Source organism: Clostridium sp. NkU-1, from assembly GCA_001312405.1.
Window position 1 is genome coordinate 126,849 of record BBDR01000007.1, and the last position, 25,749, is coordinate 152,597.

The 25,749-nt window shown below is 44.5% G+C and carries 32 protein-coding genes and 3 pseudogenes; 28 read left to right on the plus strand and 7 right to left on the minus strand.

Features of this window, described 5'->3' with window-relative positions; translation table 11 throughout:
* The first annotated feature begins 15 nt into the window (after positions 1 to 15).
* From pgmB to JCM10519_RS12880, 19 genes and pseudogenes are all read left to right on the plus strand, one after another.
* Positions 16 to 678: a beta-phosphoglucomutase gene (pgmB, locus tag JCM10519_RS12825; RefSeq protein WP_054739622.1), complete on the plus strand. Its 663-nt coding sequence runs from the start codon at positions 16 to 18 to the stop codon at positions 676 to 678.
* Positions 679 to 694: 16 nt separating this feature from the next.
* Complete coding sequence (locus JCM10519_RS29585; RefSeq protein ID WP_347844082.1) at positions 695 to 928, plus strand: PHP domain-containing protein; 234 nt, start codon at positions 695 to 697, stop codon at positions 926 to 928.
* Positions 925 to 1,287 carry a hypothetical protein gene (locus JCM10519_RS29590; RefSeq protein ID WP_347844083.1) on the plus strand — a complete coding sequence of 121 codons (363 nt, stop codon included), beginning with the start codon at positions 925 to 927 and terminating at the stop codon, positions 1,285 to 1,287. The genes JCM10519_RS29585 and JCM10519_RS29590 overlap by 4 nt, the downstream gene beginning before the upstream one ends.
* Complete coding sequence (locus JCM10519_RS29595) at positions 1,256 to 1,408, plus strand: hypothetical protein (RefSeq protein ID WP_347844084.1); 153 nt, start codon at positions 1,256 to 1,258, stop codon at positions 1,406 to 1,408. Before JCM10519_RS29590 ends, JCM10519_RS29595 begins: the two co-directional genes overlap by 32 nt.
* Positions 1,409 to 1,488: 80 nt before the next feature.
* Positions 1,489 to 2,196, plus strand: coding sequence for an extracellular solute-binding protein (locus tag JCM10519_RS12835; RefSeq protein WP_054739624.1), 708 nt, complete (start codon positions 1,489 to 1,491; stop codon positions 2,194 to 2,196).
* Positions 2,190 to 2,603 carry an extracellular solute-binding protein gene (locus tag JCM10519_RS12840; protein WP_054739626.1) on the plus strand — a complete coding sequence of 138 codons (414 nt, stop codon included), beginning with the start codon at positions 2,190 to 2,192 and terminating at the stop codon, positions 2,601 to 2,603. The genes JCM10519_RS12835 and JCM10519_RS12840 overlap by 7 nt, the downstream gene beginning before the upstream one ends.
* A gap of 62 nt (positions 2,604 to 2,665) precedes the next feature.
* The gene (locus JCM10519_RS29600; RefSeq protein ID WP_347844085.1) at positions 2,666 to 2,788 is read left to right on the plus strand and encodes a hypothetical protein; all 123 of its coding nucleotides are present in this window, start codon (positions 2,666 to 2,668) and stop codon (positions 2,786 to 2,788) included.
* Between the two features lie 151 nt (positions 2,789 to 2,939).
* Complete coding sequence (locus tag JCM10519_RS12845) at positions 2,940 to 3,584, plus strand: sugar ABC transporter permease (RefSeq protein ID WP_347844086.1); 645 nt, start codon at positions 2,940 to 2,942, stop codon at positions 3,582 to 3,584.
* On the plus strand, positions 3,548 to 4,213 hold the full coding sequence (locus JCM10519_RS29605; RefSeq protein WP_347844087.1) for a hypothetical protein: 666 nt from the start codon (positions 3,548 to 3,550) through the stop codon (positions 4,211 to 4,213). Before JCM10519_RS12845 ends, JCM10519_RS29605 begins: the two co-directional genes overlap by 37 nt.
* Positions 4,164 to 4,445 carry an ABC transporter permease subunit gene (locus JCM10519_RS29610; RefSeq protein ID WP_347844088.1) on the plus strand — a complete coding sequence of 94 codons (282 nt, stop codon included), beginning with the start codon at positions 4,164 to 4,166 and terminating at the stop codon, positions 4,443 to 4,445. The genes JCM10519_RS29605 and JCM10519_RS29610 overlap by 50 nt, the downstream gene beginning before the upstream one ends.
* Positions 4,393 to 4,638 (plus strand): hypothetical protein, encoded by a 246-nt coding sequence (locus JCM10519_RS29615; RefSeq protein WP_347844142.1) that lies wholly within the window; start codon positions 4,393 to 4,395, stop codon positions 4,636 to 4,638. The genes JCM10519_RS29610 and JCM10519_RS29615 overlap by 53 nt, the downstream gene beginning before the upstream one ends.
* Before the next feature lie 67 nt (positions 4,639 to 4,705).
* Positions 4,706 to 4,948, plus strand: coding sequence for a hypothetical protein (locus tag JCM10519_RS12855; protein ID WP_347844089.1), 243 nt, complete (start codon positions 4,706 to 4,708; stop codon positions 4,946 to 4,948).
* Between the two features lie 199 nt (positions 4,949 to 5,147).
* Positions 5,148 to 5,297: an AAA family ATPase gene (locus tag JCM10519_RS29620; RefSeq protein ID WP_347844090.1), complete on the plus strand. Its 150-nt coding sequence runs from the start codon at positions 5,148 to 5,150 to the stop codon at positions 5,295 to 5,297.
* Positions 5,257 to 6,060, plus strand: a complete 804-nt coding sequence (locus tag JCM10519_RS12860) for an AAA family ATPase (RefSeq protein WP_054739630.1) — start codon at positions 5,257 to 5,259, stop codon at positions 6,058 to 6,060. The genes JCM10519_RS29620 and JCM10519_RS12860 overlap by 41 nt, the downstream gene beginning before the upstream one ends.
* A gap of 33 nt (positions 6,061 to 6,093) precedes the next feature.
* Entirely contained in the window at positions 6,094 to 6,261 is a 168-nt protein-coding gene (locus tag JCM10519_RS29625) for a hypothetical protein (RefSeq protein ID WP_347844091.1), read from the plus strand.
* A gap of 844 nt (positions 6,262 to 7,105) precedes the next feature.
* Positions 7,106 to 7,528 (plus strand): PTS transporter subunit EIIC, encoded by a 423-nt coding sequence (locus tag JCM10519_RS29630; RefSeq protein WP_347844092.1) that lies wholly within the window; start codon positions 7,106 to 7,108, stop codon positions 7,526 to 7,528.
* Complete coding sequence (locus JCM10519_RS29635) at positions 7,455 to 7,901, plus strand: PTS transporter subunit EIIC (RefSeq protein ID WP_347844093.1); 447 nt, start codon at positions 7,455 to 7,457, stop codon at positions 7,899 to 7,901. The genes JCM10519_RS29630 and JCM10519_RS29635 overlap by 74 nt, the downstream gene beginning before the upstream one ends.
* Complete coding sequence (locus JCM10519_RS29640; protein WP_347844094.1) at positions 7,889 to 8,788, plus strand: PTS transporter subunit EIIC; 900 nt, start codon at positions 7,889 to 7,891, stop codon at positions 8,786 to 8,788. Before JCM10519_RS29635 ends, JCM10519_RS29640 begins: the two co-directional genes overlap by 13 nt.
* Positions 8,789 to 9,007: 219 nt before the next feature.
* A pseudogene (locus tag JCM10519_RS12880) lies at positions 9,008 to 9,759 on the plus strand (DeoR/GlpR family DNA-binding transcription regulator).
* A gap of 177 nt (positions 9,760 to 9,936) precedes the next feature.
* On the opposite strand, the gene JCM10519_RS12885 reads toward JCM10519_RS12880, so the two are convergent.
* On the minus strand, positions 9,937 to 10,734 hold the full coding sequence (locus tag JCM10519_RS12885) for a glycyl-radical enzyme activating protein (RefSeq protein ID WP_347844095.1): 798 nt from the start codon (positions 10,732 to 10,734) through the stop codon (positions 9,937 to 9,939).
* A 424-nt stretch (positions 10,735 to 11,158) separates the two neighbouring features.
* Between JCM10519_RS12885 and JCM10519_RS12890 the strand changes: the two are divergent.
* The 3 genes and pseudogenes from JCM10519_RS12890 to JCM10519_RS12900 form a co-directional block, all read left to right on the plus strand.
* Positions 11,159 to 11,716 (plus strand): annotated as a pseudogene (locus tag JCM10519_RS12890) (fructose-6-phosphate aldolase); the annotation flags it as partial.
* Positions 11,717 to 12,149: 433 nt separating this feature from the next.
* On the plus strand, positions 12,150 to 14,555 hold the full coding sequence (locus tag JCM10519_RS12895; protein ID WP_054739636.1) for a formate C-acetyltransferase/glycerol dehydratase family glycyl radical enzyme: 2,406 nt from the start codon (positions 12,150 to 12,152) through the stop codon (positions 14,553 to 14,555).
* 220 nt (positions 14,556 to 14,775) lie between these two features.
* Positions 14,776 to 15,849: a PTS transporter subunit EIIC gene (locus JCM10519_RS12900; protein ID WP_054739638.1), complete on the plus strand. Its 1,074-nt coding sequence runs from the start codon at positions 14,776 to 14,778 to the stop codon at positions 15,847 to 15,849.
* Between the two features lie 121 nt (positions 15,850 to 15,970).
* Here JCM10519_RS12900 and JCM10519_RS29645 read toward each other — a convergent pair whose 3' ends face one another.
* From JCM10519_RS29645 to JCM10519_RS12915, 4 genes are read right to left on the minus strand one after another with little or no spacing between them, the layout of a single operon-like run.
* Entirely contained in the window at positions 15,971 to 16,636 is a 666-nt protein-coding gene (locus JCM10519_RS29645; protein ID WP_347844096.1) for a nitrogenase component 1, read from the minus strand.
* Positions 16,615 to 17,136 carry a nitrogenase component 1 gene (locus JCM10519_RS29650; RefSeq protein WP_347844097.1) on the minus strand — a complete coding sequence of 174 codons (522 nt, stop codon included), beginning with the start codon at positions 17,134 to 17,136 and terminating at the stop codon, positions 16,615 to 16,617. Before JCM10519_RS29650 ends, JCM10519_RS29645 begins: the two co-directional genes overlap by 22 nt.
* 41 nt (positions 17,137 to 17,177) lie before the next feature.
* Positions 17,178 to 17,975, minus strand: coding sequence for a nitrogenase component 1 (locus JCM10519_RS12910; protein WP_347844098.1), 798 nt, complete (start codon positions 17,973 to 17,975; stop codon positions 17,178 to 17,180).
* Positions 17,879 to 18,319, minus strand: a complete 441-nt coding sequence (locus tag JCM10519_RS12915; RefSeq protein WP_347844132.1) for a nitrogenase component 1 — start codon at positions 18,317 to 18,319, stop codon at positions 17,879 to 17,881. Before JCM10519_RS12915 ends, JCM10519_RS12910 begins: the two co-directional genes overlap by 97 nt.
* Here JCM10519_RS12915 and JCM10519_RS29655 point away from each other — a divergent pair.
* Positions 18,233 to 18,421, plus strand: a complete 189-nt coding sequence (locus tag JCM10519_RS29655) for a hypothetical protein (RefSeq protein WP_347844099.1) — start codon at positions 18,233 to 18,235, stop codon at positions 18,419 to 18,421. The genes JCM10519_RS12915 and JCM10519_RS29655 overlap by 87 nt on opposite strands.
* A gap of 33 nt (positions 18,422 to 18,454) precedes the next feature.
* Here JCM10519_RS29655 and JCM10519_RS12925 read toward each other — a convergent pair.
* Both JCM10519_RS12925 and JCM10519_RS12930 read right to left on the minus strand, forming a co-directional pair.
* A pseudogene (locus JCM10519_RS12925) lies at positions 18,455 to 19,209 on the minus strand (nitrogenase iron protein NifH).
* Positions 19,210 to 19,454: 245 nt separating this feature from the next.
* Complete coding sequence (locus JCM10519_RS12930) at positions 19,455 to 20,252, minus strand: helix-turn-helix domain-containing protein (RefSeq protein WP_054739648.1); 798 nt, start codon at positions 20,250 to 20,252, stop codon at positions 19,455 to 19,457.
* 275 nt (positions 20,253 to 20,527) lie between these two features.
* Between JCM10519_RS12930 and JCM10519_RS12935 the strand changes: the two genes are divergently transcribed.
* The 5 genes from JCM10519_RS12935 to JCM10519_RS12955 all read left to right on the plus strand — a co-directional run bounded on the left by JCM10519_RS12935 (position 20,528) and on the right by JCM10519_RS12955 (position 25,433).
* Positions 20,528 to 21,703: a hypothetical protein gene (locus tag JCM10519_RS12935; RefSeq protein ID WP_054739651.1), complete on the plus strand. Its 1,176-nt coding sequence runs from the start codon at positions 20,528 to 20,530 to the stop codon at positions 21,701 to 21,703.
* A gap of 59 nt (positions 21,704 to 21,762) precedes the next feature.
* Positions 21,763 to 23,211 (plus strand): hypothetical protein, encoded by a 1,449-nt coding sequence (locus JCM10519_RS12940; RefSeq protein ID WP_054739653.1) that lies wholly within the window; start codon positions 21,763 to 21,765, stop codon positions 23,209 to 23,211.
* 19 nt (positions 23,212 to 23,230) lie between these two features.
* A complete protein-coding gene (locus tag JCM10519_RS12945; RefSeq protein ID WP_054739655.1) occupies positions 23,231 to 23,632 on the plus strand; it encodes a hemoblobin-interacting domain-containing protein in 402 nt (133 codons plus the stop codon).
* Between the two features lie 31 nt (positions 23,633 to 23,663).
* Complete coding sequence (locus tag JCM10519_RS12950; protein ID WP_347844133.1) at positions 23,664 to 24,278, plus strand: hypothetical protein; 615 nt, start codon at positions 23,664 to 23,666, stop codon at positions 24,276 to 24,278.
* A gap of 456 nt (positions 24,279 to 24,734) precedes the next feature.
* The gene (locus tag JCM10519_RS12955) at positions 24,735 to 25,433 is read left to right on the plus strand and encodes a GntR family transcriptional regulator (protein WP_054739659.1); all 699 of its coding nucleotides are present in this window, start codon (positions 24,735 to 24,737) and stop codon (positions 25,431 to 25,433) included.
* Positions 25,434 to 25,749 lie beyond the last annotated feature (316 nt).

The window sequence follows — 25,749 nt, forward strand, 5'->3', positions numbered from 1 at the left end:
AGGGAAGGAGAACTCATGAGAACCATAAAAACATGTATTTTTGATCTGGATGGAGTGATATGCGATACAGCCAAATACCACTTTTATGCCTGGAAAACCCTTGCAGACCGGCTTGGAATCATTTTTACCCATAAGGATAACGAAAGGCTTAAGGGCGTAAGCCGGATGGAATCCCTAGAAATCCTGTTGAGCCTGTCTGATAAAATTTATACAACCGGGGAAAAGCTTGTATTTGCAGAAGAGAAAAACAAAAACTATGTGGATTATATTACCAAAATGGGAAAGGATGAAGTCCTTCCCGGTGTTACAGAGTTTTTGGAATACTGTAGGGAACAGGGGATAAAAACTGCTCTGGGATCTGTGAGCAGGAATGCCGAAACCATTCTAAAACGGCTGGAGCTGGAGCCATACTTTGACGCGGTGATTGACGGGACAAAGGTGGTAAATGCAAAGCCTGATCCTGAAGTATTTTTAAAGGGAGCGGCTGAGACAGGTGCAAAACCGGAAGAATGCGTGGTGTTTGAAGACGCATTTACAGGAATCCAGGCGGCAAAAGCAGCTGGAATGCCGGCAGTAGGGATCGGAGATGCAAAAGTGCTTTCCAATGCTGATTTTGTGATCAGGGGGTTTGAGGAGATAAGGGCCCAACAGCTTATTGCAAGAATAAGGCAATTTTAAAGGAGGGAAATGAAACATGTATTCTGTAATTGAAACACATTTTCATACCATTGCATCGGGACATGCCTACAGCACCGTGCTGGAAGGTGTGGCCTATGCAAAAAAATATGGGATGAAGGGACTGGCAATCACGGATCATGGCCCGGAAATGCCTGGAGGAGCTCATTTATGGCATTTTGGAAACCAGGGTGCAATGGGAGGGGAAATCGACGGCATTAAGATCATCAAAGGCGTGGAAGCAACATCATGAACTTTGACGGAGACCTGGATATTCCGGAGGAATTTTTAAGGAAGCTGGACTGGGTGATTGCCTCTTACCACATCACCTGCTGCCAGCCGGGAACAGTGGAGGATCATACAAAAGGGTACATCAATGTGATCCACAACCCTTATGTAGATGTTCTGGGGCATTCAGGAAATGATGATTATGTTTATGATTACGAGCAGGTGATCCTGGAAGCCAAAAAGTACAACAAGCTCATAGAGATCAACAACCATTCTTCCATTGGAAGGCCAGGTTCAAAGGAGAGATGCCCCATTATCGCCAAATTGTGCAAAAAAACACGGAGTTCCTGTTGTGGTAGGAACGGATGCCCATTTTGCAACTAAGATAGGGAAAATTGATCTGGCAATGGAAATGCTCAATGACATTGGATTCCCGGAAGAGCTGATTTTAAATCTGGATGAAAACCGGTTTTATCAATATCTTAACAGCCGAAAAAAAACCTGAATAATTTCTTTTGTGCATTCTATTGAAAATGCATATGAGATTTTAATAAAAAACTTTTATCATATGAGGAGGAGCAAACTATGAAATCCAAAAGAGTATTGGCATCAATTGTGGCAGCAGTGACAGCAACATCATTTGTACTGTTAGGATGTGCCGGGGCAGGAGCAAAGAAGACGGAAACCACTGAGGCAAACCAGGGTGAGACTGCAAAGGCAGAGGAAACAAAGGCAAAAAAGGCGGAAAACGTCACCTTGAATTTTGCCATCCCTCTGGCAGAAGAGGAGTGGCAGGTGTTCCGGGAGGAGGTATTCAAGCCGTTTGAAGAGGAAACAGGGATCAAGATCAATGGAATCCAGATGGAAAACAAGGACATGGAGAACAAGCTGGAAGCTCTTAAGCAGGCTGGAAAGCATGATATCGATATCTTTGCACCAAGCACCGTGTATCTTCCCGGCATCATTGACAAGGGACTGGCAGAGGATTTGACAGGAATTATTACTATTCCAACGGAAATCCCGGAAAACTTATATTCTGATTACCAGTTTGACGGCAAAGTACAGTTCGTGCCCCTGCGCCCCAATGTGCAGACCAACTATTATTACAAGGACAGGTTTGAAAAGTATGGGCTGGAAGCGCCTAAGACATGGGATGACCTTTTAAATGTGGCAAAGAAATTCTATGAAGAAGAAGGCGTTGGCCGGGTTGCCATCCAGGCAAATTCAGGATCAGCCTTACCATTACTGCAATTGAATTTATCCGCTCAGCAGGCGGCGATCCCCTGGTGTTAAATGATGAAGGTTCTGTAAAAGCATTTACCTTCCTTCAGCAGCTGTGGCCTTATTTGTCTCCGGAATCAAAGAGAGCTGATTTTAACGTGATCAATGAACTTCTGTCCACGGAATCCATTTACTATGGCGCCAACTGGCCGTACTGTGCCAATGTAGTGGTAAAGGACGGGAGCAAAGACCAGGTGGTTTCCTATGTTGGATTTGAAGGTCCTAAAGGTATTTCAAAGGTTACAACAACAACGGTAATGGGAATTACAAACGGAACGCCTCATAAAGAAGAAGCAATCCAGTTTTTAGAGTATTTAATGTCAGATAAAGTTCAGAATGCCTTATTTACAAAACTGGGCTGGGCTCCGGCGCGGACGATGCCTTTGGAGAAATTGAAGAATGGCAGAAACCGTTTGTAGAAGATGTTCAGGAAGCTCTTAAGTTTGCACAGTCAAGACCTATCGTTTCCTACTGGTCAGATGTGGACAAAGCTATCAATGATGCATTTAAGGACATTGTTATTGATGGAAAAGAAGATGTACAGGGAATCTTAAATGGTTATCATGATCAGATTGAAGCAGCAAAAGCGCAGAAAAGTAAGTAAGACAGGTGTTGGTCCGCCTTCTCTTCTTCGCTGAAGACTGAAAGAAAAACGTCTTTCAACCCTCCTGATGAATCAGCTGGATATGCAGGCATATTCCCTTGGTTTATCAGGAGGCAAATGAGGAATCCGGCAGTCAGAAAGGAATGGTTTTATGAATGAGTCAGTGAAGCCACAGAGAGAACTGAAGAAATTTTTAAAGAAAAATGGGTTTAATATTCTGCTTGTACTACCGCTTGTTATATTTATTTTCAGTTTTACCATTGTTCCGATTATGCAAACCATTGAAATCAGTTTCAAGGACCAATCTACCTCTGCCTGGTCACTGTATAATTATAAAAGCGTAATTACCAGAGGGATTTTTGGGGAGGCGATTTTCAATACACTTGCAATCACTGTCATAGGCCTGATGCTGCAGATGAGCCTGGGGTATCTCATTGCAACCATGCTTCGGAAAACTTTTGTGGGCAAAGGGCTTGCCAGGACACTGGTACTCCTTCCAATGGGAGTTCCCACCATGGTATCCGGCGTGGCCATGCTGTATTTGTTCAGCACTTCCGGATATATCAATGAGGTGCTTTACCGCATCAATGCTGCTCCCATTCCCATAGACTGGACGGCAACAAAGCTGCGAAGCCTGCTTGTGATCGCAGTGGCAGACAGCTGGAAGGTAATGCCAATGGTTGTAATGCTTTTTCTGGCAGGGCTGGAAGCCATACCAGGAGAGCTTTATGAGGCTGCCAACGTGGACGGTGCAGGACCATGGATAAATTTTACCACATTACAATGCCTCAGTTAAAAGCAACGGTGACCATGACGGTTTTAACCAGGGTGGTGGATCTTTTAAGGATCTTTGAGCTGCCCAAGGTTTTAGTGGGACAGAGCACCCCATTTCTAGCAACCATTGCCTATGAGGAGTATTCTTATAATAATATTGGGAATTCAGCTGTTGCATCCACTTTGCTGCTGATGATTATCCTCATGGTTGTTTCGGCGTACATGTTTTTTTGCAGAACGGGAAAAGAAGGTGAACAAAGCATGAAAAAGGGCATGAAAAAAGCACTGTTTTATGGGGCCATGATTTTAATCTGTTTTATCATGATAAGCCCGGTATATATTTTGGCCAAGGTGTCTTTCAGTATCAAGTCTGAGGTATTGACACAGCATCCCACCCTGCTGCTCCATAACCCTACACTGGAGCACTGGGGAAATGTGTTCCGGGCAGGAAATTTATGGGCACCCTTAAAACGCAGCCTGCTGGTTTCAACAGGAACTACTTTGCTGTCCCTGTTGATCGTGGTTCCGGCTTCCTATGTGGTTTCCAGAATGTCAAAGAAGATCCGGTATCTGTTCATCCTGTCCCTGTTTTTTTACCAGAATGATCCCAAGTGTGGCCATAGCCCTTCCTATCTCTGTCACTTTCATTAAAATGAACTTAACAGACACGGTACAGGGATTGATCCTTGCCAATATGATCAGCCAGATCCCTTTTATGGCGTGGATTTTAGTTTCTTCCTTTTCCGGCATTCCCGTTACCCTTGATGAGGCGGCTGCCATTGACGGGGCAGGCAAGTTCCAGATCATACAAAAGGTGATTCTGCGTAGCCATGCAGGGAATTGCGGTAGCTGCCATGTATGTGTGGCTGAATGCATGGAATGAATTTACTTATGCCATGTATTTATCCACCAATTCCAAAACACTGCCTCTTATGATCTATTATTATGTATCAAGAGGAAGCGTATTTGAGCGGGCGGCCTATTCCACCATTCTGGCCATACCGGTAATACTGGTTACATTTGTACTGCAAAGATATTTAAAGCCTGATTATTTAAGCGGTTCTGTTAAGGGTTAAGGGAATAAGATGTTTTTGGAAAATTTGAAAATATTAAACGATCTAAATGAAGTATAAGGGAGCTATCATGGGCTTTCTGGCGATTTTATGCTCCATCCAGGTTCTTCACGCAATTGACGGCAAGATATACAGCAATTCCAGGATCCTGTGGGATTATCTGGAGCTGGACAACGTGAGAAATATGCGCAGCCTCCTGACTTATGCCAGAAGTCAGGAAATCGAATTGAGCAATCTGGAACTGATCAGCCAGAAGCAGAATGAGCTTGATATGATCGGCCTGATCACCACGGTCAGGGTAAAGGAATGGTAAGAAGAAAAGCTCTTTTTTCAGGTGGAAATGCGATTGCCTGGGGAGGGGGCTTTTTTGAATTTCTGATTAAGCATAGGGTTGGGGTGCTCATGACTGTCAGGTTTGCCATTTCTATATAATTGATCATAACAAAACAGTGGCAACCTATAGGCCTTTTTGGTATAATGTAGTAAATAGTAATAAAATGGGGGAATAATTTATGAGCGATGATACGAAGATAATATTTGTGGGAAATTATAAAGGCGGAGTTGGTAAGACGACAAGTGTTTTAAACTTTGCAGAGCATTTAGCCAAAAAGGATAAAAAAAGTGCTGGTATTGGACTTAGATCCACAAAGTTCTTTAAGTGAAATTTTAGTTAAAAATAACGGAGCTGTTTTAAAGGATCTGGAGGATGAAAGAACTTTAAATTATGTTTTTGATTTAAATATAAGTACAATAAAAAAATACAAAAGTATGAAATTGAAGTTCAACAGAAAGATCATTCAAGTATATAAGAAGGATGACTTCCAGTATGACTTTATTGCTTCCAGTTTATTTTACAGAGACCACATGGGATTAGATGAATTGGCAATTAAAATGGAAGATACTATGGAATATCTTTCAATTTTAAAAAATTATTTGGATTCCATTCTGGATGAGAATCGTTATGATTTTGTTCTGATTGATTGTCCGCCGTCAAATAATTTAATTACAAGGTCTGCTTTTCTTCTTTCCGATTATTATGTAATCCCTACGGTTTTAGATGGGATCAGCTCTAACGGGGTGGCACACTACATAAATACCATAAATGAGACATATCATATGTACTGTGTACATTCCAATGACTTCATGCTGGCAAAACACTATTTTGGAAAGAAACCCAAACTGATTGGAGTTTTTTGTACTTTTATAAGAGGACAAGTAAATTATAATGCAGCAACAAAGGAATTAGAGGATACTTTGACAAAGAACTGCAGAGCTGAAGAAATTCATTTTTTTAAGGAAGAGATTAATAATTACATCGATATTGCTAGAAGTACGGAGATCGGTGAAGCATCAAAGGCAAGAAATGATTATGAGCTGTTAACTGACAGCATTCTCAGGCGTCTGGAAGAGATTCAGGACGCATGACTGAGCAGTATATAAGCAACGGAGATGATGAATATGTGTATTACCAGGAACCAGATCAAAGAATTAAAAGAGGTGATAGACGGAATTAATTCTTTTGAAGATGAGAAGGAAAGAACCGACTTTTTGAATAATCATGTGGAAGATGTTGACTTATTTATGTCAGCCTTAAGAAGCATCAATAAGAAAAAGCTGAGCCTGTAAAGGAGAGAAAGACTGGGAAGGCAGCGGTAAAGTATGGACAAAATGAGGTCATTGATATTTTTAAAAATAACAAGTTGGAGTCTATTATCAGTGAATATTCCTTAAATGAATTGTCAGATATGTATGTTGCGATTTTTAATTCAACCCCAATTTCGTCTTTTAAGAAAGCAAGGATTGCCCAAACAATAAATAATTATTTATATGCCATGGACAGAGCCAGCGAATTGCTTCATTAAGGAACATGGGAAATCCATTCATAAGAAAATACAATTCTACGCACACAATGGAAAAATAAGAATTTTCGGATTTATATTAAAGCTGAAAAAAACGCTCATTTCTAAGGAAATGCAGCGTTTTTTATTGAAGAAAATAAAGCCAAAATATCTCCTAAATATTTGATAATATATAATAATAAGAACTATTATTATGCTAGAAATACAAAATTATTTCATTTAAAGAAATATATATTACATTCATAAAAATATTCTTGACATTAAGCAAAAATGTGCTAAAATTAATTTCATAAGAAAATATTTTTATTACAAACGTAAATAAAAGCTTTCACATACTGATATTCCTGGCTATGGATTAAGATGCAAAAGATTGATACCGTATCTGATTTTAAGATATGACAGGTGATCTGCTTCACAAGGAAATTAAACAGAAGGCAGCATCAGTATTTTCAGCATTCACCATATGATCTGCATTTATGGGGAAAAGCCTGGCATTTTTATAGAGGTAGTTGTTTGGGCTGCCACAGGCCTTCACTGTTTCTTTTGATTCTGTGTTTCCGGCCAAAGGAGCCGGAAACTGGGGATAAACAATATAATGAGGAGGATTTACCATGAATAAAAACAAAGAAAGTGGAGTGTTTGCGGTGGTGCAGAAGATAGGAAGATCTTTCTTCCTTCCTGTATCCATTCTTCCCATTGCAGGTTTGCTGCTGGGCCTTGGGGCATCGTTTACAAATGCAAAGACCATTGAAGCATATCACTTGCAGGCGTTATTGGGAGAGGGGACCATTTTAAACGGCCTGCTGATCATCATGTCTCAGGTGGGCAGTACGATTTTTGGGAATCTGCCGCTGATTTTTGCAATGGCAGTGGCCCTTGGCATGGCAAAAAATGAAAAAGCAGTGGCAGTATTATCTTCCGGCATTTCGTTTTTTTGTAATGCACTCTACAATCAATGCAATGTTAAAACTGACCGGCCAGATCCTGTCCGATGGAAGCTTGGGGGCAGGGGTTTTAGATGGAGCCATTGCTAATGTCTGCGGAATTGATTCCCTGCAAATGGGCGTGTTCGGCGGCATTGTAGTTGGTCTTGTGACTGCGGCGTTACATAACAGGTTTTATAAACAGAAGCTTCCGGCTGCCCTGTCCTTTTTTGCCGGGGTCCGGTTTGTGCCCATTATCTGCGTGGTCGCTCACATTGCAGTGGGGATTGCAGCATTTGCCGTATGGCCAATCATTCAGAAGGGCATTTTTGCCGTGGGTAATGTAGTCATGGGCTCCGGCTATTTTGGAACCTTTATTTTTGGATTTATGGAGCGGGCGCTGATTCCCTTTGGCCTTCATCACGTATTCTATATTCCTTCTGGCAGACAGGACTTGGGGGAACTGCCTTTGTGGATGGCGTGACCGTGGCAGGCGCACAGAATATATTCTTTGCGGAACTGGCTTCTCCCAGTGTGACCAGATTCAGCGTGGAAGCCTGCCGGTTTATGACCGGTAAATATGCAGTCATGATGGCAGGGCTTCCGGCAGCAGCTTATGCCATGTATGCAACAGCAAAGCCTGAAAATAAAAAGTTGGTGGGAGGCTTATTGGTATCAGCTGCCCTTACCTCCTTCCTGACCGGTATTACGGAACCCATTGAATTTACATTCTTATTTATTGCGCCGGCATTGTTTATTGTTCACTGCGTATTTGCAGGAATTTCCTTTGTTCTGATGCATGTACTGGACATTTGCATTGGCATCACCTTTTCCTGCGGATTGATTGATTTCACCCTGTACGGGATTCTTCAGGGACAGGCAAAGACAAACTGGCTGATGATTCTTCCCGTTTATGCTGGATATGCGGTCCTTTACTATTTTGTATTCCGTTTTGTTATTTTAAAGTTCAATCTTGCAACACCCGGACGTGAAGAAAATGCAGATGAGATCAGGATGTACTCAAAAGAAGATTTTAAGAATAAAAGCGGCAGTAAAGCAGCTTCCGGCGGGAAAGAAGATTCATTGTCCGCTTTTATACTCCAGGGTCTTGGAGGGTTGGAGAATATTATAGACATTGACTGCTGCGCCACCAGACTGCGCCTGACCCTTTCGGATCCTTCCGCAGTGCGGGAAGATATTCTCAAATCAACAGGTTCAAAGGGCGTTGTGAAAAAGGGGAATGGGGTTCAGGTGATCTATGGGCCTCATGTGTCCATTATTAAGAGCGAATTTGAAGAATACGTTCAGTATTTATCCGTTAATCCGGAAGCAGAGGCAAAAGCCGGAGAAACCATAGTGGCAAGATGGTGATTTAATCTGCAGAGAATAAAACCGTAAGACATAAGAAGGGGATAGTACAGGAATCAGGATTCTGTAATATCCCCTTTTTTCATGGCTGTATAAAACCGGAACATGGATCTTTGAAAGTATGAAAGGAGTACATCCTATAATTCTATTGCATATGAAAATGGAAAATGTTATAATCGAATCATAAACGAAATTCTGATGGAGCAGAACGGAGGAGGTCTAATGACAGATCGGCAGACAAAGATTTTGCAGATTGTGAATGAACAAAAGAGAGTGGAAGTGACCAGTTTGTCAGAACTGCTGGATGTGTCCCAGGTAACCATCCGTAAAGATTTAGATGTGCTGGAGGAAAGAGGGCTGCTGATCAGGGAACATGGGTATGCTGCGGTCCGGAATACGGATGACATTACAAACCGGCTGTCTGTGCGGTATGATACCAAGCTTAAGATTGCCAAGGCTGCGGCAAAGATCGTTGCAACGGGGAAACCGTTATGATCGAATCCGGTTCCAGCTGTGCCTTGCTGGCAGAACAGCTGGCAAATGAGAAAAAGGATGTTACCATCATTACGAACTCTGCATTTATTGCAAACCATATCCGGGAATCAGCCATCGGAAAGATCATCCTCTTAGGCGGAGATTACCAGACGGAATCCCAGGTCATGGTGGGCCCCATGGTGAGAAAATGTGCCAGGGAGTTTTTCGTGGACAAGCTGTTCATGGGAACCGACGGTTTTATTCCCCAGGCAGGCTTTACCTGCGGGGATATGATGCGGGCAGAGGCTATGAAGAACATGGCGGAGTCGGCCAAGCATTCCATCATCCTGACGGATTCCAGCAAATTTGAGCAGCAGGGCGTTGTCCTGCAGTCCAGGTTTGAAAATATTAATATGGTATTTACGGACAGTGGAATTTCTGACAGTGCAAAAGAGATTATGGAACGGTATAAGATTGCCGTGGAGATTATACAGGCGTAGCAGAAAATCTGCACTCAGACGTAAAGAGATATAACTCCCTGCACCTGCCTTAACAGCAGATGCAGGGAGTTTTCTTACTTTCTTACATCTTAACATCAAACCCTGAGTCTGCAAATACCTGAAAGAATTCTCTCAGATCTTCCGAATGGAGGGCTTTTACATCCTTCATTTCATAACTCATCCCAAGCTGGCATATTTGCTCTCCCCGAACTGATGAAAGGGAAGAAGATTCACTTCCCTGACTCCAATGTCATGAAGCAGGCCGCAAAATCCCCTGGCGTATTCCAGAGAATCGTTTGCACCAGGAATGACCGGAATGCGGGCGATAACGTGTTTGCCGCCGCTGACGGCTGTTTTCATATTGTCCGTAATTTGTTCATTTGAGGCGCTGGTATATTCCCGGTGCTTTTCCTTATCATAATGCTTCATATCAAACAGCAGTAAATCAGCCAGACCGGTTACCGTCTGAAAGGTCTGGAAAGGAGCATACCCGGTGGTTTCCAAAGCAGTATGTAATCCGTTCTTTTTGCACTCCTTGAGCAAAGCTGTCGCAAACTCCGGCTGGGAAAGAACTTCACCACCGGATAAGGTCACGCCTCCCCCGGATTCTTCATAAAAGTCCTTGTCCTTCATGACTTCTTTCATAACTTCTTCCACAGTCATTTGCTTACCCACATATTCCAAAGCTTTTCCCGGACATTGGCTGGTGCAGGCCATGCAGCCGGTGCAGCGGCTATATTTAAAATGAAAAATGTTGTTTTCAAATGAGATGCTGTTGGTGGGACAGGAGGTTTCACACAGCTCGCAGTGAAGGCATTTCTCACGGTTCCATAGGATCTGGGTATGGGGCATCTGGGACTCGGGATTGGAACACCATTTGCACCTTAAAGGGCAGCCCTTAAAAAAAACCACCGTGCGGATACCTGGTCCGTCGTGTATGCTGAATTTTTGAATATTAAATATGGATGCTTTCATTTGAAACAACTCCTTTTCCTTAAAATTTGAAGCATATGGGGTCTGAAGCTCCATAATATCCCTCTGTATGGCTACTATAACATGTGAGTGAATAAAAGTAAATAAATTTTATATAAAAAAATATTAGTTTCAAATGAAGAAACTGTGTTGACATTTGGAAAACAGAGAGGTATACTGAAATTACGAAAGAATGGCGCATAAGAAGTGAAAAAAATGTAGGAGGCATTATTTAAGAACAGGCATGTTGGAGCTTGCCAACGGAGTGTAAGAAAAATAATATACAAGCTTAGAAAGGATAATTATTATGGAATTTTTATTTGACTCTGCAAACCTGGAGGACATCAAAAAAATACAGTGAGATTTTTCCAATTACAGGTGTTACCAGCAATCCCTCTATTATTAAGAAGGAAGGCAAAATCGATTTTTCAAACACTTTTGTGAGATACGAAAGATAATCGGTATGGAGCGTTCCTTACATATTCAGGTGACCGGACGGGATGGGGACACCATGATCCGGGAAGGAAAGGTCATCCTTGATAAGGTAGATCAAAACGTATTTATTAAAATCCCTGTTACAGAGGAAGGTTTAAAGGCAATCCGGGCCTTAAAAGCTGAGGGGGCAGGCATTACGGGCACCGCAATTTATTCCAAAATCCAGGGATATTTAGCCATGGAAGCAGGCGCTGATTTCATTGCACCGTATTTTAACCGGATGGAAAATCTGGACATTGATGCGGCTGATACCATTGCCTGTCTTGCGGATCAGATCGCAGCGGGAGGGTATAAGACAAAGATCCTGGCTGCAAGCTTTAAAAATATTGCCCAGGTAAATGCCGCCTTTGCAGCCGGAGCACAGACAGCCACCCTACAGCCGGAACTTCTTCATGAAGCTCTTGGCATGGCTGCCATTGGAAAGGCCATTGATGATTTTGGGAAAGACTGGGAATCTGTATTCGGGAGCGTGGATATTACAAAGCTTTAGTAACAGGAAATGGGCTTAAGCTAAACAGCAGGGGAGTTTTATAAGTCCACATAAGGATAAGGATTAAAAAAGGGAGTTTTGTATAAGAAAAAACAGATTCTGAAAGAAGTATTTCAAATGAAAAAAAGGTGCTTGTCTCTAAAGGAAGCTATATCCCAGGCCGGCAATGAAGGCTGTGGACAGTCTGAGAAATGAGCGAGTATAGGGCCGGAAAGGAGCAGCAGGGCAGAAACCTTGCTGCTCTTTTGTTTTTATGCCCGGTTACTCCGGGGAACATGCCGTTTTCTGTTCTTGTCAAATATGAAAAATATATTTTCAAATATAAATCAAATATATTTCGAATGTAAATAGAATATTGACATAATGAAAATCCAATGATATAGTAAGCTTAGAAGAAAAAATAATAAATCAGAGGAAAACGGAGGAAGGCAATATGGAGAAGAATCATTTTGGAAATCTGACACAGAGAATGCAGGCTTTTCGCGAAGAGCTGCTGGAAACAAAACCAATGGTCTGTGCAGAGAGGGCAATCTATACTACCCAGGCATATAAAGAACATGGGCATGAGCCGGTGGTCTTAAAACGGGCATACATGCTGAAGAATATTCTGGAACACATGACGATTTTTATTGAGCCTCATACCCTGATTGTGGGAAACCAGGCATCAGGAAACCGTTATGCGCCTATTTTCCCGGAATATGCCATGGACTGGGTAATTTATGAGCTTGATCAGTTTAATAAAAGAGACGGGGATGTATTTTACATAACAGAAGAAACAAAGGAGCAGCTTCGTGAAATTGCTCCTTACTGGGAGCATAATACTACAAAGGATCGGGGACTGGCGGCAATGCCTGCATCCAGCAGGATTTTTTACGATTTGGGTATCATCAAGGCGGAAGGCAATATTACCTCCGGGGACGCCCATCTTGCGGTGGATTATGAAAAACTTATGAAATGCGGCCTGAAAGATTTTGAAAAGCGCACAAAGGAAGCGATGGCAGAGCTGGATCTGACGGAAATGGAAAATTTGAAGAAATACTATTTCCACCAGGCCATTTTAGTTGTGATCGGTGCGGTGAGAGCCTTTGCAAAACGGTATGAGAAGCTGGCAGGGAAGCAGGCTGAAACAGCCGGGGAGAAAAGGAAAAAGGAACTGCTTGAAATCGCAAGAATCATGGGAAAGGTTCCTTATGAGCCTGCAGAGACCATGTATGAAGCCGTTCAGAGCATGTGGTTTGTACACCTGATCCTGCAGATCGAATCCAACGGGCATTCATTATCTTATGGCCGCATGGACCAGTATTTGTATCCATACTATAAAGCAGATCTGGAGAAAGGAACAATGACAGAGGATTCCGCCTGTGAGCTGATGACAAATTTGTGGTTAAAAACCTTTACCATTAACAAAATCAGAAGCTGGTCCCATACACAGTTCAGTGCAGGAAGCCCTCTTTACCAGAACGTCACCGTAGGCGGGCAGACAAAGGATAAAGAAGACGGAGTCAATCCATTCTCCTATCTGATTTTAAAAAGTGTGGCACAGACCAGGCTGCCCCAGCCAAACCTTACAGTCCGTTACCATTCCGGCCTGGATGATGAATTTATGAAAGAAGCTGTGGAAGTGGTGCGCCTTGGTTTTGGTATGCCGGCCTTTAATAATGATGAGATCATCATTCCGTCCTTTATTGCAAAAGGAGTGAAAGAGGAAGACGCATACAATTACAGCGCCATCGGCTGTGTGGAAACAGCGGTTCCGGGAAAATGGGGATACCGCTGTACAGGAATGAGTTTCTTAAACTTCCCCAAATCCCTTCTCATTGCAATGAACAACGGAGTGGATCCTGAGTCCGGTGTAAAGGTAGCGGAAGGAGCTGGACACTTCCTGGATATGACCTCCTTTTCAGACATTGAAAAAGCATGGGATAAGATTATCTGCGATTTTACAAGACACAGCGTCATCATTGAGACTTGCTGCGATATGGTGCTGGAAGAGAGTGTTCCTGATGTTCTTTGTTCTTGTCTGGTGGAAGACTGCATTGGAAGAGGAAAGACCTTAAAGGAAGGCGGAGCTGTTTACGATTTTATCAGCGGGCTTCAGGTAGGAATCGCCAATATGGCAGATTCCCTGGCCGCGGTCAAAAAATGTGTGTTTGAGGATAAAACCCTTACCAATCAGGAACTTTGGGATGCGCTTCAAAATGACTTTGAAGGGGAAGAGGGCAGAAGAGTCCAAAACCTGCTATTGGCAGCGCCCAAGTATGGCAATGACGATGATTATGTGGATGTCCTGATCCGGGATGCATACGATGTTTATATTGATGAAATCAAGAAATATCACAATACAAGATACGGGAGAGGGCCTGTCGGCGGAGTTTATTATGCAGGAACCTCCTCCATATCCGCAAACGTAGGCCAGGGAATGGGGACATTGGCCACCCCTGACGGAAGGAAAGCCCATACTCCCCTGGCAGAAGGCTGTTCCCCCAGCCATGCCATGGATACTAATGGTCCCACCGCTGTATTTAAAACAGTTGCAAAGCTTCCTACAGAAGAAATCACAGGCGGAGTTCTCTTAAACCAGAAGGTCACTCCCCAGGTATTGGAAAAGCCGGAGGACCGGATGAAGCTGATTGCCTTGCTGCGTACCTTTTTTAACCGGCTTCACGGCTACCATGTGCAGTACAATGTGGTTTCTAAGGAGATCCTGCTGGAAGCTCAGAAGCAGCCGGAAAAACACAGGGATTTAATCGTCCGTGTGGCAGGCTACAGCGCATTTTTCAATGTGCTTTCAAAGCAGACACAGGATGATATCATCGAAAGAACGGAACAGGTATTGTAAGCTGTCACACCCTATGGTTCTAAAGACCATAGGGTGATTTTTAAATGCGAAAAGCCGTGGGAGGTGTACTCCGCCGTAATGATAACCCTGTTTAAGACACAGCCTGTATCAAAAATATCCGGTAAAATTTTGTATGGAAAATGATGAAAATATGATACAATGGCAGAAGCGGCAGAAGGAAATTTATGCCTAGAACGTTTCATCACAGGAGAAAGTACATATGAACGAAAAAAAGACTATGATTAATGTTGTGATTGATGGGATTTCCGGAATATTTCTGCCCATTATAAACCTGCTAAGCGCGGCAGGAATCTTGAAGGGAATATTGGCCATCCTCACTGCAGCAAATATTCTGTCAGGAACAAGTGAAACCCATCTGGTGTTAAATGCCATGGCAGACAGTTTGTTTTATTTTCTTCCTATGATACTGGCATTTACCGCAGCAAGGAAGTTTGGTGCCGATCCATTTACTGCGGTGGTTATTGGAGGAGTACTTTTGTATCCTTCTTTAACAAAAGTATTTGAGTCGGGCACTGACATTCTTTTTGCCGGAATACCAATGAAGGCTGTGATCTATCATTCCGGTGTAATACCCATTCTCCTTGCGGTGGGATTGCTTGTATATGTGGAGCGGCTGGTGAATAAAATATTGCCGGATCTGATAAAAGGTTTTCTGGCACCTTTAATCTGTATTGTGGTAGTTGGACTGGTCACTTTGTTTGTATTTGGGCCAATAGGAAATGTAATAGGAGACGGGCTGGCTGCTGCTTATGAGTTTGTATATTATATCAGTCCTATGATTGCCGGGGCGATTTTGGGAGCAGTGATCCAGCCAATGGTTATTTTTGGATTCCACTGGAGTTTTGTACTGGTTGCCATGAACAACATTACTGTAAAGGGCTCTGATACCATACTGGCTTTAATCGGGCCGCCGGTATTTGCCCAGGCAGGTGCGGCCCTTGCGGTATGTCTGAAAAGTAAGGATAAAAAATTCCGGTCACTCTGTCTGTCCGCCGTATTGTCTGCCTGTTTTGGAGTTACGGAGCCAGCCATGTTCGGCGTGAATCTGCCCTTAAAGAAGCCGATGATTGCAGTATGCATCGGCGGCGGTGTGGGCGGTGCCATAGCAGGACTTTCGGGAGCCCAGGCCATGACCTTTGCATTTCCAAGTGTAGTTACATTGCCTGTTTTTCTGGGAAAGGGATTTGGTTTGTTCGTTTTAAGCTGCTTTGTTGGATTTTTAACGGCATTTTTGCTGACATTTTTCCAGAACGTGGAGGGACCGGCTGTCTAAAGACCAGGCAGGCCAAGTCAGAACAGGTTATTAAGACCCATGATATAGAATGGGGAAGAAGGAATAAAGGACAGGCGGTTTATCTGCCTGTCCTTTCGTATACCGGAAAGTTTGATAAGTGTCAGTGCATCCTCATTATTTCATTGGCCCACACCGCCGCAAGATTCACTGCCCCCCGGAATCCCGCAAGGGGAGGTTCATAGGAATGCCGCCAGATGTCATCAGGCGTTGCAATCTGCAGGCTCTGGTCCCTTTTAGCCATACGCAGCAGCTCGCCGCTGCCCATAAGGATGCCCCTTGAATCGCCAGCAATCCTCTCTTTGGCAGCATCATCCAGATAAGCCATATGAGGGCCTGCCATATGAGGGCAGTCGCAATAACAATCGGCTTTTGTGAAACCAAACCATTCTTTACCATATTCACCGATTCCCTGCACGACATCGGCATGTCCGGCAAGGATCAGCCTGTTTTCATTTCTGTGGACCCGCAGGAAACGGCCGAGCACAGCCTGAATGGGAGCGGTCTGCTCCAGGGCATTTTCCTTTTCTTTCCGGATAAACGCCTTGTCAGCGGGCCGGCCCCATAGGGCTGCCCCGTTTTCCAGCCAGTCAAGGGTTCCCTGTATCCCGTAAGGACGTGCCATCAGATAAGGTGTGCCAAAGCGCTCCTGAAGATATTTTGCTGCGGCTTCTCCCTCCCTGCGAATAACAAAGTTCAAATGAGCTGCGCCTAATGTTTCCAGTTGGGAGATGCTTGTTCCAGAGGTCATGGTGCATAAATGCTCCATTCCCAAGGCACCTGAGGCCAGGCGGCAATCTCAGCGGCATCGGCATGAAAACGAAACATGTCCGCACAGGAGCCTATGATATTAAAGGAGGGCTGTTCCGTCCGGGGCATTTCCTTTGAAAAGGTTTTGCATAACTCCAAAAGGGTCAGTTCCACTCCCTTGTGCCCGCAGATATCAAATCCCCCTGCAGTCAGCGGAATCAAACGTGTGCCGGGGAATTGGGGCGACAGCTCCTGGGCCAGGGCTTTTAAGTCGATTCCAATTACCTCCGGCACGGAGGAGGGCAGCAGGAAAATCGTTTTTATGCCCTGGGTTTCCGATACCCACTCCACCGCACGGGTCAGACGGCTGGTATCCCCCATGGCAATATCGGTTTCTCCGATATGGGTTGAATAGAGCTTCCCGCCAAAAGAACCCATCCGGTGAAGAAAGGTCCTTCCGTAGGCCATATGCCCCATGCAGCCAAATTCCACCACTGCCGACTGGGCGATGCCGGACAACGACCAAAGTGCTCCCATCCGCTGACAGGGGCGGTGCTGTTTTATATAGTCCCATTGGTCTGTTCCTCCTTTTCTGTCTTAAGTGCCCTTGTAATGCGTTCCAGCAGGACAATGGTTCTCTCATATCCAATATGGCCGTATAAGTCCAGTATGGGAACACTGGGAGGATTGTTCTGGCCCCTGCCGCCCCAGTCGCCCATTACCAGATCCGGGCACAGTGCCTCAATGATCTGCCTGTCGGCCTGCTCATTAAGCATCAGACAGATGATGGGATTTATATCCCGCCCTGTCAGGGCTTCTTTCCATTGTGAGTCCGAGGGATAAAACTCAGGCATGTGTATCATGATGGGAGCCATTCCAAACTCCAATAAATATGCCGACAAGGGCAGCGGCTGGACTGTGCCCAGATTTGCGCTGATATACTGCAGGCCTTTCAGCTGTGCCACTGCCTTTTTCTGCGCCTTTTTCGCTTCTTTCCGCTGCTCGGCAAACTCATGTGCCATTTCCAGGCCCAAATGCTGCCCGATCTGTGAATAAGTAGTTTCTATCTCCCTGACATTGTAAATATCGTGGAGGCTGACAAAGGGGATATCATGTTCCTTGGCCATCCATTGGGCAAGAGGATCCATAAATGGGGAAAGGACCAGATTCAGTCTTGCGTTCCCTGAGGATATAAAGTCATCCAGTGAGGAATCCGGTGCCAAAAAGCGCAGGGGCACGCCCTGGCGTTCCAGAAATGCAATCAGATGAGGCATGGGAACATGCTCCTCCAGGGTACTGCGGCCAAGGACATTGACGGTTGTTCCCTTGTGTCCGGACTTTTTAATGGTTTTTCCCATTGCCAGAAGGGTCTTCCAATATCCTGGTTCGTAGCCGCCGCATTTGAAATTCCCCAAGGAAGGTGGATGAGCATTGCTTTTACCTCTGGCTGCATCTCATGGCAGATGCTTTCCAGGTCAAGGCCAATGAGCTCAGGTACACAGGTGGAAAGAAGTAAAATAAGCCTTGCACCTGCCTCATCCATTTCCCGGATGGCCTCCATCAGGCCCTTTCTGAATCCAAACACCACCTCTTTGCTGTCAAGGACGTAATTCCAATGGAAAGCCTCTTCCCCATATGGGGAGGAAAGAGGGATGTTGCGGCTGTAGTACCCGCATTCGGCAGTGCCGATAAGGAGGTGGATACACCTCTTATTCTAGCGGCCAGGGCCAGTGCTGTGTGCATAGGGCAGTGGACGCCGGGAAAAGCAGCAGGTGTCAGCTGGCGGACAGCGTCATGCTCCTGACAGCTGACAGGCATTTTAAATGCTTAATGTCGTTCATGACAGCCCTCCTTCCAGAAGGAGGCGGGCCAGGTCCTCATAGGTCTTTGCCATATGGCTGTCAGGAAATGCCTCCACCACGGTTTTTCCCTGTTCTTCCGATTGCTGCACATGGGGATCCCGGGGGATATGAAAAAGGACGGAGGTGTCTATTTCATCGGCGGCTCTTTGTACAAGCCCTTCCTCGCCATCAAAGTTTTTTTGCGTTAAAAATCAGGCCCCGCAGGCCGGCATAGCCTCTGGGAGCAAAGCTCTTTACTGCTTGGGCGATGTTGGCGGCGGCGTAAAGGCTCATCATTTCGCCGGAAGTGACAATGCATACTTCGTCTGCATAACCGCCCCGTATGGGCATGGCAAATCCTCCGCAAACCACATCGCCTAATACGTCATACAGCACTACGTCAGGAGAAAACACGGCATAGGCATCCAGCTCTTCCAGCTTTTCAAATGCAGTGATGATGCCCCGGCCGGCGCAGCCCACGCCTGGAACCGGCCCGCCGGATTCTACGCATAAAACACCGGTCTCACTTTTAAATACAATATCGTCAAGTTCTACATCTCCCTTATCCCGTAAAGTGTCCAGTACGGTGGGGATGTTTTTTTCCGCCTGTTAAGTTACGGGTGGAATCTGCTTTGGGGTCACAGCCGATTTGAAGTACGGTAAGCCCCAGCTTTGCCATGGCAGCAGACAGGTTGGAAACCGTAGTTGACTTTCCAATGCCGCCTTTGCCATAAACTGCAATTCGTTTCATAGTATTAAACTCCCTTAGTTAATCTGGATATTCGCAATGACCAATGGGTCATCCAATATGTTTTTTTCAATGCAGCACCTCCTGAATTATTGGTTAGATCAAACTAACCTCTGGCTAAATATATCAGACCGCAGTGCTTATGGGAATGGCTTTATCCGCAATTTATATGAACATATCCTGAATAACAGTTACCAGCACAAAAAAACACCCATGAAAAAACATGGGCGTTTCCTTGTGCCTGCGGCTTATTCTCCCCTGAATTTGCTTGGAGCCACTCCAAAATGTCTTTTAAATATACGGCTGAAATACAGGGCATCCGGGTAGCCTGTTTGCTCCCCAATGATTCCTATGGGAATGGAGGTTGTGACAAGCAGCTCCCGGGCGCGGTTCAGACGGTATGTCCGCAGGTAGTCTGCCGGCCCCATGCCCGCATACTTTTGAAAAACGTAAAACAACCGGTTTTCATTGACTCCGTTTTGCATGGCCAGTGAATTTACGGTTAACCCATCCATGTAGTGGGTATGAATGTACTCTGAAACCGATTCAAAAAGCTCCTGTGCGCCGTACCTCGTCTGGTTCCTGGCACACAAAAAGGTTTCTACCAGCGTCCTGCGGAACAAGGCTTCCGTTTGAAAGGCTGCCAGGCTGCCGGGACGGTTGGCGGTTGCGTACAGTTGATGAAGCATATCGTATAGCTGGGGACTTTGCCCGACGGTTAAGCTGAAATGGGTATTTTTCAGTTTCATGGGAGGTGATTCGTTGCAGGTTTCATAAAGAACAGAAACGAATTCCCAGTCTTCCTCTCCAATAACCCGTTTGCGTATGGCGGTGTCTGCCGAACCATGGACAACAACCCCTGGTTTTATAAAATAGGGCGTATCATTAAACTGGTATTCAGCGCTGCCGGAAAGCGGGAATATAAAGCCCGGATAAGGAGCAGTCTTTTGTATGCCTTTACTGCCGGCCGGTATTTTATAACGGTAAACCCCCTGTATTTTAAAAAGCGTGGAAGCAAAATGCTCCACAATCGTATTTAATTCCATTGCCATGGCTCCACATCACATTCCTTAGATCATAAAAATATTGATAGTATCACAAAGAAAGGTTCATCCGGCAGAAGATCCTTCCCTATCATCATACCACAGGTATTCTGTTATGAAAAAGGTATTCGAAGAAATATTATGGACTTTACAAAAAAAAGGCTGTTGAGAAAAAAGACTCATTCCTTCTTACATATCTGCATTGACAACAGGTTACCTCCCCGATATACTGAGATGGCAATGGTTAGTTAAGACTAACCGAAAAACAGGAGGATGCAATGGTTAAGAAAGAGTTGATTCAAAAAGCAGTGGCACCAATATTGACAGCTGCTTGCGTACTTTCCCAGTTTGGCGTAGCCTGGGCGGGCGTTACAGGCAGTTCCATGGCAATAGGAGAGAGGGGCATATACATACAAGGCGACTGGAAATATGAAAATGAAAGCTGGAAACATTATGAGGGCACAGGAACCTTAAGCGCCGGCTGGATCCAGAAGGCGTCGGGCTGGTATTATCTCCGCCCGGAAGACGGAACCATGATGACAGGATGGTTTCAGGATGATAAGGGAATAAAGTACTATCTGAATACTTCCAACGATGGTACAGAGGGGCAGATGCGCTCCGGCTGGTACCAGGATGGAAGCGGAACATGGTACTTTTTTAATACGGCCAATGAGGAAACCTTTGGGGCCATGAAGACAGGGTGGCAGTGGATTGACGGATATTGCTATTATTTTAGTGCTGCTGACGGAACAGACATGGGAAAGATGTATACAGGCCAGACGACTCCGGATGGATATTTTGTTAATGGAGAAGGCTGCTGGGCGGAGCCTGACGGTAAGGTCCATTATGAGGCGGGCAGAGGCTTAGCTTCAGCACCGGCAGCAGAAAATGCAAAGAAAACAGTGTCTTCCGGTGGGGGAAGCAGTTCCTCCGGCAGAAACAGTTCCTCAAGTGGAGGCAGTTCCTCCGGCAATGAGAATAACGGAAGCGGCCCCAACGGGGAGGGGGAAAATCATAACGAAGAAAACAAAAACCAGGAAGGTAAGGAGGTTTTTGTTAATGAGGAAAAGACAAAGCTGGTAGACTTAGGCTGGATACAATATGCAGTAATTGCTTTCCAGGAAGGAAGTATAGACGATTATACCATTGATGTAGATGGGACAGATATTACGGATGTATGCACAAACGTAGACGATGACGGAACTGTGGTTAAATGGCAGACGACCTTATGGAATCCTGGTACCATTACCGTTACCAGGATTTCTGACGGCAAAGAGCAGAACGTAAAGGTTGGAAAGGGCTCTATGGCAGAATCGCCGGAAAGAGGCAGCCTTGTTTCGGCTCCCAGTGCGATCCTGACCAACGGATCCATATCAGTCTTTGACTATTGGCTGGATAATTACGATAATAACGGCAATGTACGTGTAAGGCCTGAAAAGACTACCTTCGTTTAAGCGGAAAGAGTCAGGAGACTTCTCCTGAGGTACCTGCCGATTATTACCTCCCGGATACCATGATTGATAAAGATGGAAAGGGCAGGATCCAGCTTAAGCTGTCGTTAAAGACTCTGGCACAGGAAAAATGGTTTGACCAGTTAAAAGCTGTTAAGGCTCTGGATGCTGAGAACTCTATTTTAAACAAGAACCTTGTGTTTACTACTGCAATCGAAACAGAATATGGAAAAACAGGAGTAATTACAATCCAGCTTCCTCAGACTAACCTTTTTACCCGTGGGCGTTATCAGCTGAATCTGTCTTCCGGATACAGCAAGGCAGCCATGAATGTGCCCCTTCATCTTGTGGACAACAGGCTTTTTGTGATGAACTTAAATGCCCTGAACCCCAGTCCAAAGCAGGGAGAAGACTTTGCCTTTAATATTACAGGACCGGCTGGGGAAAGCTTTGGAACAGAGATCCTGTCACCGATTTACAGGGTGGATCTGACAATGCCTTCAGGAAAAGTAAAGTCTCTTACAGAAATAAACCAATGGTATGAGATCGGCTCCATGCTTCATATCTGCGGTACAGATACGGATGACAATGTGATTACGGATGAAAACGGTATCTATACGGTTACGGCATATGCAAATGGCTACCAGACAATGTCTAAGAAAGTGGAAGTTGGCAGCAATTCCCAGTCTGGAGCAGGTGACATCAAAATTCATGCAATGGCAGGATCTTTCAGCATTGACGCAATGTCCAGCGCTACGGTTGTCATTCCAGATGGCGGTTCCGGAGGCTCCGGTTCTTCCGGAGGTTCCAAAATGAACGGATTTTTGATATTTGACCATGACCTGCTGGCAAACGCATTGATTTTACACGAGATTAACCATGTAAGTGAGGACAGCGAGGCGGTAGTGCAGTGGTGGTATGACCAGAAAGCACAGGCTGTTATGGATGAAAATGCTGAGATTTTTTATGATTTCACCCATTATATAAATGCAGTTAAAGATGAGAAGCTGGGGGCTGGAAAATATCTTTCCTTTGAAAAATACAAGGAAATCCAGACAGGGGGAGAAACCGGAAACCGCCCATACCAGATTAAGCGGGTCCTGGAAGACGGAAAATTAGGATCAGTTGAAAGTCTTCTTTCTGTGGTAGGAAAGACGGCTCCGGCCCTTAAGGGTGCAGAAGGAAAGCTGGGCGAGACTTTGGTGCTGACCTCTGATAAGGATTTAGAATATATCTCCAAGATAACAGCACTTTATCTGGACAATTCTGCAATCGCTCTTAGAAGTGACGATTACATTAGAGCTTATAAGATCAGCGAGGCAAAGGAAAGCGTTTCCATTCTGTCAAAAACAGAAGGAGCAGGAGGCGGTACACTTCAGCTTACGGAAGGGGAACACAAGCTGCGAATTGTGGCAGAAGGATACAAGGAGCAGACGGTTGTTTTACATGTGGTTAAGGAATTGGAAAAGTTTAAACTTTCTCTGGCTGATAACCCTGACAGCAGATGCTGAGGAAGCGACAGCTTACCATGTGGGACAGATGGTTTCCATCAATGCAGCAGCCGATGAAGCCGATGAAAGCCAGGAGAAACTTCGCGGTGATTTTATGAAGAACTTAACAGGGGTGACTCTGACTGACCCGGATGGCAATATAAGGAAAGTGCTTTCCAAGGAACAGGGAGGATTGTTCAGCCAGGACAATTATGAAAAAGGAGATTATTCTCTCACACTTCAGAAAGATCTGTTTCAGAAGGCCGGCAGGTATACGGTTCTGGTGACTGCCGAAGGGTATACTGCCAAGCCCCTGACCTTTGAGATCCTGGAAGCTGCCGGGAATCCGGTTGAAAATGAAAAGCCAGCTCCTGATGTGGTAACGACAAAATACGTGAAAAAAAGCAATCTTCAATCCGGCATATTACCGTGTAACCTTTGATGCAACAAATGAGAAGGCAGCAAAAGAGTACCTGAATGCAGATAAAACAGTTTTTGTTAACGGAATTCCTTATAAAAAGGTCATATCGTTCTCAGGGTCCAAACAAAATGAATTTAAAGTATCAAAGGATGAAGCCTCTGCAGTTGTGAAATATCTTGACTTCACGGCAGATGGCTTTACCGAAGAAGAAAATGAAGTGGTTATTGAGGTAAATGGCTACGAGACATTGACGTTCATTGTCCCGTTATCTGACCCTGAAGCAGATGTAGAAGGAAAGAGTGCTGTATCTCCTAAGGCAGAGGAAGAGGCTGCAGAAACGAGGGAAGATAAGACAGAAGAAATGAAGGAAGAACCGGTAGAAACGGAGGAAGAGAAAACAGAAGAACCGAAGGAAGAACCGAAGGAAGAACCGGTAGAAGCAGGGGAAGAGAAACCAGAAGAAGCTAAGAAAGAACCAGCAGAAGCCGGAGAAGACAAACAAGAAGAAGCTAAGAAAGAACCAGCAGAAGCCGGAGAAGATAAAACAGAAGAAGCCAAGAAAGAACCGGCGGAAGCAGTGGAAGACAAGACAGAAGACACCAAGAAAGAAACCGTAGAAATCAAGGAGGAAAACGAAAAAGAAGCTGCAGAGAGCAAGACAGAATAATTTCAGAAAGATACTGCAAAAACCAATGAGAAAGCTTCTGACAGCCAGGGAAAAGAGCCGGAGGAAGAAGTGAAAATTATAAAGACGGCTGACGTGTCAGTTGGAAAATAAATAGGTGGATTAAAAGACGGTGAAAAAGAGGGGTACAGTAGATTTACCCCTCTTTTTCATGTTTAATTTAAAATGCATTTCAACCATTTTTCAAGAACCGCTATTCTGGAAAAATATTTTCAACCATGGCGATTGCCTGATAAAGCATGGGCAAAACAATGCAAAACTCACGATGCTCATCACCACCAGATCCATGGGAAAGAGGTGATTGTACAGTAAAACAGAATCAGGTTTGGAGTGGTTTACAGCCATACCGCGCATAAGAAACGAATTGACAGAAATCTGTAGTCAAGAGTATAATCGTTTCATAACTAGAAACCAGTAATACGAATTGAAGGTAAAAATATGGATTATATTAAAAGTAACAGCCAGCCGGTTTCCGCTGATTATGTTTTCAACAACATCAGAAAACGTATTTTAAAGCTGGAATTAGAGCCTGGAACCAGGATCAGTGAAAATCAGATGGCAGAAGAATACGGGGTATCAAGAACCATCATCCGTAACGCCTTTGCAAGGCTGAATCAGCTTGGGCTTCTTACGGTATACCCTCAAAGAGGAACCTATGTAAGCCTCATTGATCTAAAACTCATCGGAGACCTGTTGATTTTAAGGACTGCCGTGGAAAAGGAAGAGCTTTATGAGCTGTTGTCCCAGAGGGACGAAGAGAAAATTAATAAACTTGTAAAAGAACTGGAGGATAATTTAGAAAAGCAGGAGGCCTACCGGGGTGTAGAGGGGTATGACCTGGAATTTCAAAAGCTGGATTCGGCATTCCACCGGGCCATTGCAGAAAGTGTGGAACGGTATAATCTTATAAAATTGCTGGAGGATTTAATGCTCCACATTTCAAGATGGCGGAATTTTGACGTGGCACTTGGCAAACGGATGCCCTGCCTGATTGACGAGCACCGCAGGATCGTCGATGAAATCAAAAGCGGCGATTTTGTCAAAGCCCAGCAGGCCATGGCAGATCATCTGGAAACCATATCTGAAATCAGGGAGAAAGCAAAGGAGAGGTATTCTCAGTATTTCTTAAACATTTAATCCGGCTGGACAAGAAGAAATGGTTAGAAATCCGCAGCCATATGGATTTTAAGCCGTTTGCAGCAAAAACAGCCGATTATTTGTTTGTAAGAAAAAGATTGTCACAAATTAGACGATTGCCAGGAGAGAAGGAGAGAGGCATCGTTTGAACCAGGTTCCATATAATATATAAAGAGCATCCTGTTTTTAAAAAAAGTTATTGACAAATTGAACAAATTTTGATAATCTATGCATGAAAAAAGTGTATCTTACTTACATTTTATTTTTTATATTAACTTGTATACAAGGATACACTTTTTATAAACACAACTTGTAT